The 13,387-nt window shown below is 42.7% G+C and carries 11 protein-coding genes; 7 read left to right on the forward strand and 4 right to left on the reverse strand.

What is annotated here, in order from left to right:
* The first annotated feature begins 36 nt into the window (after nt 1–36).
* The 6 genes from AC4CU2_RS15215 to AC4CU2_RS15240 all read left to right on the forward strand — a co-directional run bounded on the left by AC4CU2_RS15215 (nt 37) and on the right by AC4CU2_RS15240 (nt 5,254).
* Nucleotides 37–1,878: a monovalent cation:proton antiporter-2 (CPA2) family protein gene (locus AC4CU2_RS15215; protein ID WP_279689858.1), complete on the forward strand. Its 1,842-nt coding sequence runs from the start codon at nt 37–39 to the stop codon at nt 1,876–1,878.
* A 50-nt stretch (nt 1,879–1,928) separates the two neighbouring features.
* Nucleotides 1,929–2,804 (forward strand): Hsp33 family molecular chaperone HslO, encoded by an 876-nt coding sequence (gene hslO / locus AC4CU2_RS15220; RefSeq protein WP_004978815.1) that lies wholly within the window; start codon nt 1,929–1,931, stop codon nt 2,802–2,804.
* Between the two features lie 199 nt (nt 2,805–3,003).
* Nucleotides 3,004–3,456, forward strand: coding sequence for a DUF2147 domain-containing protein (locus tag AC4CU2_RS15225; protein ID WP_490769050.1), 453 nt, complete (start codon nt 3,004–3,006; stop codon nt 3,454–3,456).
* Nucleotides 3,457–3,599: 143 nt separating this feature from the next.
* Complete coding sequence (locus AC4CU2_RS15230) at nt 3,600–4,553, forward strand: DnaJ C-terminal domain-containing protein (RefSeq protein WP_279689862.1); 954 nt, start codon at nt 3,600–3,602, stop codon at nt 4,551–4,553.
* A 10-nt stretch (nt 4,554–4,563) separates the two neighbouring features.
* Nucleotides 4,564–4,920: a chaperone modulator CbpM gene (locus tag AC4CU2_RS15235; protein ID WP_004978810.1), complete on the forward strand. Its 357-nt coding sequence runs from the start codon at nt 4,564–4,566 to the stop codon at nt 4,918–4,920.
* A 73-nt stretch (nt 4,921–4,993) separates the two neighbouring features.
* Nucleotides 4,994–5,254 carry an HP1242/YdcH family protein gene (locus AC4CU2_RS15240; protein WP_004692664.1) on the forward strand — a complete coding sequence of 87 codons (261 nt, stop codon included), beginning with the start codon at nt 4,994–4,996 and terminating at the stop codon, nt 5,252–5,254.
* 120 nt (nt 5,255–5,374) lie between these two features.
* On the opposite strand, the gene AC4CU2_RS15245 is transcribed toward AC4CU2_RS15240, so the two are convergent.
* From AC4CU2_RS15245 to rpsO, 3 genes are all read right to left on the reverse strand, one after another.
* Nucleotides 5,375–6,610 (reverse strand): magnesium transporter CorA family protein, encoded by a 1,236-nt coding sequence (locus AC4CU2_RS15245; RefSeq protein ID WP_279689864.1) that lies wholly within the window; start codon nt 6,608–6,610, stop codon nt 5,375–5,377.
* Nucleotides 6,611–6,751: 141 nt separating this feature from the next.
* On the reverse strand, nt 6,752–8,839 hold the full coding sequence (gene pnp / locus AC4CU2_RS15250; RefSeq protein WP_279689943.1) for a polyribonucleotide nucleotidyltransferase: 2,088 nt from the start codon (nt 8,837–8,839) through the stop codon (nt 6,752–6,754).
* Between the two features lie 261 nt (nt 8,840–9,100).
* Nucleotides 9,101–9,370, reverse strand: a complete 270-nt coding sequence (rpsO, locus tag AC4CU2_RS15255; protein ID WP_004637724.1) for a 30S ribosomal protein S15 — start codon at nt 9,368–9,370, stop codon at nt 9,101–9,103.
* A gap of 251 nt (nt 9,371–9,621) precedes the next feature.
* On the opposite strand from rpsO, the gene AC4CU2_RS15260 reads away from it, so the two are divergent.
* On the forward strand, nt 9,622–10,872 hold the full coding sequence (locus AC4CU2_RS15260; RefSeq protein WP_279689872.1) for a serine hydrolase domain-containing protein: 1,251 nt from the start codon (nt 9,622–9,624) through the stop codon (nt 10,870–10,872).
* A gap of 735 nt (nt 10,873–11,607) precedes the next feature.
* Here the strand turns inward: AC4CU2_RS15260 and recD are convergent.
* On the reverse strand, nt 11,608–13,353 hold the full coding sequence (gene recD / locus AC4CU2_RS15265) for an exodeoxyribonuclease V subunit alpha (RefSeq protein ID WP_424904324.1): 1,746 nt from the start codon (nt 13,351–13,353) through the stop codon (nt 11,608–11,610).
* Nucleotides 13,354–13,387: the final 34 nt, after the last annotated feature.

The raw sequence follows: 13,387 nt of genomic DNA on the forward strand, positions 1-13,387 counted from the left end.
ACTTCTAACATAAAGAAAAAAATTTAGGACAGGGCAATGTCTCTACTGCTTCAAATTACCCTCTTTTTGGCTGCGGCACTGATGATCGTTCCGTTGGCCAAACGGCTGGGGATTGCCACGGTACTCGGCTATTTATTCACGGGTATCTTACTCGGTCCCAGTGTATTCAATGTCGTCCATGACCCTGAAGACATTCATAAACTCGCTGAATACGGCGTGATTTTCTTGATGTTCATTATTGGACTCGAACTTCGCCCACAACGTTTATGGGAAATACGTAAATCCATTTTTGTGATGGGCAGTTTACAAGTAACGCTCTGCGGCGTGCTACTGGCGTGCATCGTCTTTTTTGCCCTGCAACAGCAGATTGCGGCCAGTGTTGTGATTGGTTTTGCCCTTGCCCTTTCTTCTACCGCTTTTGTGCTACAGCTTTTAAGTGAAAAACAGCAGCTCAATACCACTTTTGGTCAGCAGTCTTTTTCTATTTTACTCTTCCAAGATATCGCTGCGATTCCGCTGATTGCGATTATCCCCCTGCTTGCGGGAACAAACTCAACCCATCATGGTGTGGCCTACTTTGCAGCGATTGTGGCCACCTTTACAGGCTTGTTTTTATTTAGCCGCTATCTCATGCGCCCTTTTTTCCGCTTTGTGGCCAAAAGTGGCGCGCATGAACTAATTACCGCAGTCGGTTTGTTTATTGTCTTAGGCGTAGTCGCGCTGATGGATGTCTTAGGCATCAGTACCACTTTGGGCGCATTTTTAACTGGGGTGTTACTTGCTGACTCTGAATTCCGTCATGAACTGGAAGCCAGTATTGCACCATTTAAAGGTCTACTTCTCGGTCTATTTTTCATGACCGTCGGGATGAGTACGCAAATTTCGCTGCTGTGGGAAAGCCCAAGTCTGATTGTTGGCGGTGCGTTATTGCTGATGTTGGTCAAACTGCTGGCCTTAACCGCCATCGCTCGCTACTTCGAGTTTTCATGGCGTAATAGTTTGATGCTGGCAACCTGTTTGGCACAAGGCGGTGAATTTGCTTTTGTGGTGCTCAATGTTGCCATGAGTGAACACGTGATTACGCAAGCCATTTTAGAGCCGATCAATTTGATCGTGACGTTGTCGATGATTCTGACGCCTATTCTATACTGGCTGATGAGTTCGTGGGTGGTGCCTCTATTCGAGAAAGAAACTACACCTGTCTATGATGAGATTCCTGAACAGCATAACCCGATGATCATTGCTGGCTTTGGCCGTGTCGGCCAAATTGTGGCACGACTAGTTCACTTACAGCACCAAACCTTCACGGCGATTGACAGCAATATCGACAAGGTCGATTTCGTTCGCAACTATGGCGGCAAACTCTACTATGGTGATGCCACTCAACCCGATATCCTGCGTGCAGCCGGTATCGAACATGCCAAAGTGTTTGTATTAGCCATTGATGATATTGAAGACTCCATGAATGTGGCACGGCATATTCGACTCAATTATCCAGACTTAAACTTGCTGGTCCGTGCCCGTGATCGACATCATGTGCATTTGCTGCGTGACTTGGGGGTGGAACATATTTGGCGTGAAACCTATTTATCGTCTTTAGGAATGGCCTATTTTGCCCTGCGTAATTTAGGAATTGCAGAACAAGATGCCTATAAGAGCATTGAGTTATTTCGCGATTATGATGAAAAACTGCTCGCGCAGCAGCAAAGTATTTATAACGATGAACAGAAAGTTTATGAAACACATCGTAACGCTCTGGCCGAATTAGAACACTTATTTGAAAGTGATACGCAACTCCGTCAAAGTCCTGTCGGCGTTGACCTACAACGTGAGTTACAACATGACCGAATAGATGTCACACGGGATGAAGTAAAATGACTTGTGTTTTACAATATCGTCACCATTAAGATAGGATATTGGAGAAATTTATGTCTGATTTGCGTCAACGCTTTTATATTGAAGATAGTCCTGTTCGTGGTGAAGTGGTTCATCTAGAAGAAACCCTACAAACCATCTTGGCGCAGCGTGATTATGCACCTGCAGTCCAAGTGCTGTTAGGTGAAATGCTCAGTGCCACGGCATTACTTGCCAGTACTTTAAAAATTAAAGGCCGTATTAGTTTACAAATTCAGGCTTCAGGTAGTTTCAAATGGGCCATGGCTGAATGTAATCACCTTGGCGAAGTGCGTGCCTTGGCGGATTATGAAGCAGATCCACGCTTTAATGCTGCCGACAGCAGCAGTACGGTATTGAGCACCCTCATTAGCCCTGTACTATTTATTAATATTGAGCCAGAATTTGGTGAGCGTTATCAAGGGATTGTGGCTTTAGACAAGCCAAATCTTGCAGGTTGTTTAATGCAGTACTATGACCTGTCTGCACAAATTCCAACACGTATTGTCTTGGCCAGTTCAGCCCAACGTGCTGGCGGTTTACTCATTCAGTTGTTACCGCGTAACAGTGAAGAGGAACAAGAACGTGTTGATCAAGACTTATGGCCACGTCTGACCATGTTGACTGAAACGCTCAAAATCGAAGAGTTAACCGATTTAGAATCCAGTGAAATTCTTTACCGTTTATACAACGAAGAAGAAGTACGCTTGCCTGAAGTTGAAGTACTGAAATTTGGCTGTACCTGTTCTAAAGAACGTTGTGCTCAAGCGCTTGAACAAATTGGCGCCGAAGCCGTTCGTGAAACGCTAGAACATCAAAACCCAATTACCATGGACTGCCAGTTCTGTAACACACAATACAGCTTTAGTGCAGAAGAAGCCTTGGGTTTATTTGGTGAACACTTAAGCTAAGCGCGTCATGTGCAATAAAAAAAGAGCAACTAAATTGCTCTTTTTTTATGCCTTTGTTCTCATAAAAATAAGATAATTCAAATGATTCATCACTTTTATTCATAGATATTTCACTGGTCACACCGCTTAAATTTCGTTATAAATAAACCCATAATTTTTATATGTCTTTATTTTTCTCTTCCATTGGGGTTCTATCATCATGAAATTTTCTTGCGGTCTTTTCGTACTCAGCAGTTTATGCGCCTTCTCCAGTTTTGCAGCCACCGATCCCTTGGTTGGCAAATGGAAAACTATCGATGATAAAACAGGATACTCTCTCAGTGATGTCATGATTGAAAAAGACAAAAACAATAGCTATAAAGCAGTCATCGTAAGTACGCGTGAAATTCCAGGTGCGGTAAAAATAGAAAACTGTAGCAAGTGTGATGGTATCCATAAAAATCAGCCCATTGTCGGCATGACAACGCTCAGCCATTTGCAGTTAGACAATGCCAAAGATTCGACCTATAGCCATGGACAGCTCCTCGACCCTTTCACAGGGTTACGTTATGACGCATATGCACGACTCAGCAACAATGGTAAGCACTTACGAATTCGAGGAACCTCGACCGAAAATGGCGGTGGACGCAACATCACATGGGTCAAATATTAAGTATCCCTCATCCATCAAAGCCCCTTTCATCGGGGCTTTTTTCTTGTCATGTTTTGAAACAATAAGGAACATATCTTTACTGTTGAAATCTGCTGAAAGGCTGAATAATGATTAAAACTTAATCAATTTATTTAATCTTATTTATGCCGAAGAACCATTATGAAATACTCGGTTTAACGCGAGATGCGACCGCCGAACAAATTAAAAAAGCCTATCGAAAATTGGCACGTAAGTATCATCCCGATGTCAGTAAGGAGCCTGATGCTGAGGCACGGATGCAAGAATTAAATGTCGCCTACGACACCTTAAGTGATGAAACAAAAAAAGCTGAATATGACTTTGAACTCGATCATCCGCAAGACTCACAGCAATTCAACCCCAATGCAGGCTTTGGCGGTTTTGAAGATGCATTTCGGAATGCCCAAGGTGGGCAACAGGCACATGATTTTTCAGGATTTGAAGACTTATTTGGGCGTTTTGGTTCAGGTTTTGGAGGATCAAACTATCAATATCAACGCCAAAATAGCACACGCCATAAAGGCGAAGACCAACATGCGCGTTTAGAGGTCGATCTTGAGGTTGGATTCCTCGGTACCACCCAAACTATTACCTTACAAATTCCTACTTTAAATGCCTATGGTGAAGCGGAAATTCAGCGCAAAACGCTGGAAGTTAGAATTCCCAAAGGCATGAAAGAAGGGCAACAAATTCGCTTAAGTGGTCAAGGACAGTCAGGTATTCAGGGTGGTGAAAATGGCGACCTGTATATCGAAATTTATTACAAAGATACGGAGACCACACGCGTTGAAGGAGTTGATGTCTATCACCAACTGAATATCAGTCCTTGGGAAGCCGCTTTGGGGCAAAGCATTACCGCTGCCCTACCCAATGGTCGGACATTACAAATTCAAATTCCGACAAATGCCAAAACGGGGCAGCAACTCCGTTTAAAAGATCAGGGGATTCCAGCCAAAACGGCAGGACATTTATATTTAATTTTAAACATTGTTCAACCTCCTGCGCAGAGTGAGCAAGAACAGCAAGCTTACCAATCCTTTGCTGAAGCCTTCCCTCACTTTAAGCCGCGTCAGTCTTAAGGAGAAAATTATGACGACTATTCAATATCGTGAAATTATTTTAGACGGATGTCGACACGCTGAAATTGTTGATGAACAACATAGCTTTGATTTAAAGCATTTTGCTGAAGCCTGCGGACAAAGTCCTGAATGGGTTTTACAGCTGTTGGAATATGACATTCTGCCGAACCGACCCGATAACCGCATTCACCAATTTTTTGGTGATGATGTCTCACGTGCACGGCGAGCCTATCGCTTACAACGTGACTTTGATGCCAGCTTTACTGCAGTCGCAATGATGCTGGATTTGATTGAGGAAGTTCAAAAACTTCGTCGTGAAGTAAAACATTTACATCTCACTGACCCAGTTCAAACAACTCAACACTAGTTCTATAAAGAAAGATTGGCGCATGCCTTTCTTTCTTTTTTTTATTTTTGAATAAGAGGATTAGACGGCAACCATGAAACTCAAAGTTTGTAATAAAAAGACTAAGCTCATGTTTCCTGAATACCGCGACATGATTCAACAGCTTAGAGAAGACAATCCGCATTTTTCTAAAATGTTTGACGACCATGAAGCTCTCGATCAGGAAATTTGTTTACTCGAACAAGACCCTGTCAGGATTCATCGTGGAGAGATTGAGCCCCTCAAACGCAAAAAGTTGTTCATTAAAGATCAGCTTTATCGGATTTTAAAAGGAGCCCAGTTAAAAACTTCTTAAATTAAATCTCCCTGCGACGCCCATATATCCGAATAATAAATTGAACAAGGATAACGTCAGCATGTAAAGAAACACCTTAGAGCCCATTTGCTTTAATGGTCTATGTGGAGAATCACCGAATTATTTTAATTTGGTGATTTTCTCTAAATCTTTAATAGTACCCTTCACGGTTTGCTTGATCGGCTCATAATCGATAAACCAAAACAAATTCATATGTTGATCCGCATGCTGTTGTGCCAACATATCAATGACACTTTTTTCGCCACGCCCGACCAAATGACGTCGATAAAAATAATACAGCAGAATCAATGTCGTCATTAACATGATACCCAACATGATCCAAAACCCTGTGGGGGACTTCAGCCCCGGAATAAACTCGAAGTTCATACCATACACCCCTGTCAGTAAGGTCAGTGGTGCAAAAATCGCAGTAATAATGGCTAAAATCCGCATATTTTCATTGGTTTGATTGGCTATGGCAGAAAAATGCAAATCGATAGCTGCTTGCACAGCATTTCTCAAGCGAATGGTATGCTTTTGAATACGTTCAATATGACTGGTTAAATCATCGACACGTACCAACATGATATCTTGTTTTTCGCTACGTTTTTTCCCTTTCAAGTGCGAATAATTATCGACAATTTCATCGCGTAATTCCTGCAAAGTTTCGATTTGTTCTTCGCACAAATTTTCCACTTGTTGGAAAGCCATATTCTCTTGTAACAGTTGATGCCACTTGGTAAAACGGCGATGGCCTTGTAAAAGCTCTTGCTGCCAAAACTCCACTCGACGCGTCAGCGGAACACGTAAATCGAGATAACCATCCACCATGTTATTGAGCAGTCTCAAGGTCAAATCTAAAGGCGTTGCGGGTAGTTTTCGTGGCTTATTATGTTCTTCAATCGGACGGCTCAACACCGTTTCCATACGCTGAATATAGCTTTCAACTTCTTTATTACCCTGCTCTCTAACCGTAATCAAAACTTGCGGCGTGAGCATAAAGCTAATCGGGGTCGTCGCCAGACCAAAAACCCGTTCATGTTTTTCAGCCGCTTGCGTATCAAGCTTGATTTGATCATCAGGTGTGATCAGCTTACGAAAGATCAGCAAGTCATAATCTTCCAAAGTGTCAAAGGCACAAGGGTGTTCTAAATTGAGAATATCGCGCAGATGATATTCATTCATCCACAGTCCCGTTGCCGCATAAATGTCCTGCTGCCAATGTTCTGCCCGATTAACCACATCGTCACGGCTACACTCCACCCAAATAAACTCGGCTTCCTGCTCTGCAATCGACTGTTTCTGCACATAGGTATGCTGTGCGATGGGATGTTGATAGAAATAATAGCTTTGCATATCTCATTTATTATTGTCTGTCTTAGCCAGCATGATGCCATAAAAAAAGCCCTGAGCAAGCCAAAGTTTAAATTGGCCAAGCTCAAGGCTTTTTAAGACAACTCAATTCACATGGCAAATACCATGTGAATTGACAAGAGATTAAACTTGTTCGATGTCTTTCATTGTCAATTTGATACGACCACGGTTGTCTACATCCGCAACTTGTACCTTAATTTCTTGACCTTCTTTCAACACATCTGCCACGTTTGCAATACGCTCGTTCGAGATTTGTGAAATGTGAAGTAAGCCATCAGTACCCGGAAGGATGTTTACAAACGCACCAAATTCAACGATACGAATGACTTTACCGACGTAAATCGTACCTGGTTCAATTTCAGCAGTCAGTGCTTGGATTTTTGCAACCGCAGCAGCAGCAGCAGCTTTGGTTTCACCAAATACACGAACAGTACCGTTGTCTTCAATATCAATTGCCGCTTTGGTTTCTTCAGTAATAGCACGGATGGTTGCACCACCTTTACCAATCACGTCACGGATCTTGTCTGGGTTGATGTTGATCACTTGGAATGTCGGTGCATGCATTGAAATTTCAGGGCGAGCACGTGAAATCACTTGGTTCATTTCATTCAAGATATGCATACGGCCTGCATACGCTTGGTTCAATGCCGCTTCCATGATCTCTTCAGTGATACCTTCGATCTTGATATCCATTTGAAGTGCAGTAATACCGTTCGCAGAACCGGCTACTTTAAAGTCCATGTCACCTAAGTGATCTTCGTCACCTAAGATGTCAGAAAGAACTGCGAAACGCTCGCCTTCTTTCACTAGACCCATTGCAATACCTGCAACTGGCGCTTTCAATGGAACACCTGCATCCATAAGTGATAATGAAGCACCACATACAGAAGCCATTGAAGATGAACCGTTTGATTCAGTAATATCCGATACGATACGAATTACGTACGGGAAGCGATCAGCCGCAGGAAGAACTGCTTGAACACCACGACGTGCCAAACGACCGTGACCGATTTCACGACGTTTAGGACCAGATTCACGACCTGTTTCACCGACAGAGTATGCAGGGAAGTTGTAGTGCAACATGAAGTTGTCAGTTTTAGTACCAGCAAGGGTATCAACCATCAATGCATCGCGTGTATTACCCAAAGTCGTGGTTACCAACGCCTGAGTTTCACCACGTGTGAATAATGCAGAACCGTGTGCACGGCCTAATACGCCCACTTGAACATCAATGGCACGAACAGTTTTCGTGTCACGACCATCAATACGTGGTTTACCAGACAAGATGTTGTCACGTACCGTACGGTATTTCAAATCTTCGAATAATTCATCAACTTCAGCAGCAATGCCAGCTTCATCTTCTTCAGGAACAAACTGAGCAACAGCTTCAGCATGAAGCGCATCTAATGCTGCATAACGGTCTTGCTTAACAGCAATTGTGTATGCTTCAGAGATTTTCGCTTCGAATGCTTCTTTCAATTTACCAAGAAGTTCTTCATTTTTAACTGGCGCAACCCAAGTCGATTCAACTGCGCCCGCAGCTGCAGCAAACTCTTTAATTGCTTGAATTGCAATTTGCATTTCGTCATGACCGAAAAGTACAGCGCCTAACATTTGGTCTTCAGAAAGTTCTTTCGCTTCAGATTCAACCATCAATACAGCAGCTTCAGTACCTGCAACCACAAGGTCAAGATCAGATTCTTTAAGCTGTTCTAAAGTTGGGTTAAGGATGTATTCACCGTTGATTAAACCAACACGTGCGCCTGCGATTGGACCACGGAATGGAACACCAGCAATAGACATTGCAGCTGAAGCACCCAACATTGCAGCAATATCACCTTCCATGGTTTTGTCAGAAGAAATAACAGTCGCTGTCACTTGGATTTCGTTATAGAAACCTTCTGGGAACAATGGACGAATTGGACGGTCAATTAAGCGAGAAATTAACGTTTCAGATTCAGTCTGACGACCTTCACGCTTGCCATAACCACCGGGGATACGACCTGCAGCATATTGTTTTTCTTGATAGTTAACAGTCAACGGGAAGAAGTCTTGACCTGCTTTCGCTTTTGGTTGAGCAACAATAGCAACCAGTACGGTTACGCCACCCATAGTGATCACAACAGTGTTTGCTTGACGAGCAACACGACCTGTTTCTAAAACAACTGTGTGTTGACCATACTGGAATTCTTTACGAATAATATTAAACATAGACATGTATTTTTCTTTCCTGATTTTTATTCTAGTGGAGACCCCTAAGGTTTGGCATTCACATCGCCATTTCAGGCAACTGTATAAATGACAAAGCTTAGAAGCCGACCTCACCAGAGACTAAAAATATGATTTTAAGACACAAAGAAGGAGCGAAACATTCGCCCCTTCCCCATTACCTCACAGAAGCAAGGTAGACTTTCTTTTTCAGTAATACAGCACAAAGCATGCAATACACCCGAAAATAAAGTTTAAATCGAATTAACGACGTAAACCTAAAGCACCGATCAATGCTACATAACGACCGTGGTCTTTACCGTTAAGGTAGTCAAGTAGTTTACGACGTTGGTTAACCATACGGATTAGACCGCGACGGCTATGGTGGTCGTGTTTGTGCTCTTTGAAGTGACCTTGTAAGTCATTGATTTGAGCAGTTAAAAGAGCTACTTGAACTTCTGGTGAACCAGTGTCGTTTTCAGCGCGAGCAAATTTAGCAATGATCTCTGCGCGATCTGCGTTTGTTAAAGCCATTCGATTTCTCCGAGATGCTTATAAGTTACATTTGATACAAATCAAATTGATTCTTCAAAACCAAGTTGACTGCCGTGCATCACTACAGCAAGGCATTATTTTAAGGGATCTAGCGCTATATTGCAAAAATGTTTTATGTTCGCAGTCAATTCAGCAACTGACGGCTTTGCACAAATCATGCACAATCATGACAATCCTGATTTTCAATATCAGACTCAGACCCAATAAAAACGAAAAATAGAGAGAAATTTGTGAAAATTTTATCTGCCAATACCTGTTATGTCCCTCATGACCTCAACCACCTGATTCGTTCTAAGAATGAGGTCTGCGCTACCTTGGGTGACATGAATGACGCACAAATTCAAAGCATTTGGGCCAGTGTAGAGTCCCTATATAAAACAGGAAACTACCCTTTCATCAGCCTCTGTTTACGTCGTCAGGGACAAATATTGTTAAATCGCAGCATTGGTTATGCGCAAGGCAACTCACCCGATGGTTTAGCGGCAGATGCGAAAATTGGCACACCTGATACCCCAGTTTGCTTATTTTCCGCCTCTAAAATCGTTACAGCCATGCTGATTCATATGTTGGATGAACGCGGTGATCTGAATTTACTCGATCCGATTAGCCACTATATTCCCGAATATGGCGTAAACGGTAAACGTCGTGCCACCATTTTCCATTTACTCGCTCATCGTGGTGGCATTCCTCGCATTGACAATAAAGTCACGCCTGAACTGTTGTTTAATCAAGATCAAATTTTAGAACGTCTTTATGCTGCACAACCCGTTTCAGCCTCAGGCACACATCTGGCGTATCACGCCGTGACGTCAGGTTATATTTTAGGGGAAATTATCAAGCGGGTAACAGGTCAAACGGCCCGTGAATTTCTTGCCGAAAATATCGAAAAACCCATGGGCTTAGATTACTTTAACTATGGCCTAAAACCTGAGTATCGGGCGGATGTCGCTTTAAACTATGCCACAGGTCTACATCCACGTTTAGGCACAGACCATTATCTTAATCGGGTACTGGGCGGTGGTTTACAGTTGGCGGTCGATGTGACCAATGATGCGCGTTTTATGGACACGATTTGCCCAGCAGGCAACATTTATACCAGTGCGGAACAAGCTGGACGTTTCTTTGAAATGCTCTTGAGTGGTGGCGAATACCAAGGCAAACAAATCATGAGTGCCCAAACGGTATTTCGCTCGACCTTGGCCACGTCAGGAGTTAGTTTAGATCGGACATTATTAGTCCCGATGCGTTATGCCTTAGGCCCAATGTTAGGGAGTAATCCTATTGGGTTATTTGGACCCATGACTGGGCAAGCCTTTGGACATCTCGGGTTTTCCAATATTCTCTGCTGGGCCGATCCAGAACGTGATATTAGTGTATCGCTATTAACCACAGGAAAATCTGTCGTCGGGACCCACTTACCTGCTTTAGCGAAAACGCTTTATCAAATCTCGAAGCATTGTCCCAAAATCTTAAAGCACTAACGTCGCTCATTATTTGCAACGGATCGAAGCGAAACAGATGTAGTCTGAGCATAAAAAAAAGCCCAAGTAAACTTGGGCTTTTTTGCGCTGTAGTGTTCTTTTATTTTTGTTCTTGTTGTTTTGGTTATCATTATAATAATGCGCTTTTCCGCGTCTTGTATTAAACATTCCATGTTTAATTATTTACGTCCTTATGTGACACATTTTGCCACACAGAGCTAAAGAGAAAAGTCGCATTTTGCTCATCTCCATGTAAGCGATTGCTTACACAAACTCTCAATTTCTCCACAATTGAACCTAAAGCACATTCTAAAATTCAATAAATTACATTCAAGTCAATAAAAAACAAATACTTAATAAATTAATTAAAAGTTACAAACCACAATATATTGCGCCAATATCTACTCAACCGTTCATATATTAATGTATTTGTGTTCCGATAAATGATTGGCTATTTTTTGTCACATTTTGCCAATTTATCAGATATAAAAAAGCCTTGTAGTCTCTCCCAAAACTACAAGGCTTAGCGGCTGTAAGTTTCCTCTTTCACCTACTTCACTGTAAGTTCGCTGTCTACTGACGTTATTATTATCTTTTTGCGATTATACTCAACATTCCGTGTTGAGCTCTTTATGTGAAGCCATCTTCTCAAAATCCCAAGCAAAGCTCTATGCGCAAATCTCCTGAATCCCTGTAAGCCATTTCGTACAAAACCCCTATTTGTTTATTAAATCTTCACAATTGAATTTGTTGATTAATTTTTCTTGATAGACCACTTTCTCGGGTGGTTCGAGTCACCATAGCATGTACGAATGCATCAGCATCGACCAGTAAACTGACCACTTTTTTCGCCCGCGTAATTGCGGTATAAATCAGCTCTTTACTGAGTAATTTTTCAGCCTGCCGATCTAATACCACCGCGGTATGGGTGAACTCAGAGCCTTGAGATTTGTGAATGGTCAGTGCAAAAGCCGTTTCAATATTTTTGGGTAATCGTGTCGCGGCTACCCATTTATCCAGACTGGGGAAATACACCTCAAACTGCAATTTACCTTGTTGTATACGATGTAAACACAGGCCAATATCGCCATTCGACAAACCCAACTGATAGTCGTTATAGGTCATCATCACTGGACGGCCCAAGTACCATTCGCCTTGTTTAATTTGTTTTGACTGTTCTAATAGGCGCTGCTCGATTTGCAGATTGAGCTGTTTTAAGCCGAAATGGCCGTGACGTATGGCGGCTAAAATACGGTAATCATCAAAATGTTGAATCACTTTGGGCACGAGAGACTCATTAGGATTTTGCTGATATTGCTTTAAAGCCTCGACATAGCCCTGAAAGCCGAGCATCAGCAGATCATAATAATGTTGTAACTGCTCTGCAGATAAAGCCTGCTCGGGCAACAATTCGAGTTGTAAATAATCGACCTTGACCTGATCCAACTCAACCGCCTTCAACGTCATGGCATGTACCACTTGCTGTTGAAAAGTGTGTAATACTCTCTGTTTTTCAGCAGGATGCATCATTAAGTCAAAACAAGATTGCTGCTGAATAAATTGTGCCAACTTTCCAATCCGTGCATCTGATTTGAAACGACGGCTATTGACCAAATTGACTCTGTTTTCAGCCAAAGCTGGAACTTGTTGTAGATCGGCGAGTACAGAGCCAACATCGACCGAGGCCAATTGATCAGCATCTCCCAATAAAATTAAACGGGCTTGATTCGGCATGGCAGCAAAGAGCATCTGTGCCAAATTTAAATCCAGCATTGATGCTTCATCAACGACAATCACATCATAAGGTAAAGGTTGTCTGCTATGAAAACGCGGTTGCTGCGTATTCCCAAGACCCAAAAGGCGATGTAGCGTCACAGGGTTTAAGTTTTTCAAATCTGGACTAACTAAGTCTTGTAACTTTTCATCCTGAAAAGAGTTCTGAAGGGCTTCTTTCATCCGCTGCGCCGCCTTACCTGTCGGTGCAGCCATCGCAATACGAATATCAGGCAGACTTTGTTTGAGCACTGCAATAATACGCGCCAAGGTATACGTTTTCCCTGTGCCCGGACCACCTGTAATGATCGCGAGCGCCTGCTCGGCCACCATAGCCAAAGCCTGTTTTTGGTGTGGATCTTCTAGTAAATGAGCATAAGCTGAAATATCCACTTGCGTTAAATTTTGCAGTTTTAACCGTGTTACTTGCTCGGCCAAAGACTGCTCTAAAGCCCAATAACGATACAGATATAGTTGCTGCTGATCGTAAACAAACGGCGCTTTTTGTTGCTGTGCCTGCTGTTCATCCATGACCAAATCATCTAAGACTGTGACGGCTTCAGCTGCAACCGAGATACAACTCTCACCGCGTAGCATTGCTTCAAGGACCTGTTGAATCACTTGACTACGTGCTTCGGTGAGCCCTGTTTGACTCAGCGGTGACTGCTGAATAAACTGACTCCAACGCGTTAACCATGTGTCTACCATGGCAGCCTGATCAATACTGGCTTTATGAACATTT

Source organism: Acinetobacter sp. 797_lipA, from assembly GCF_058243025.1.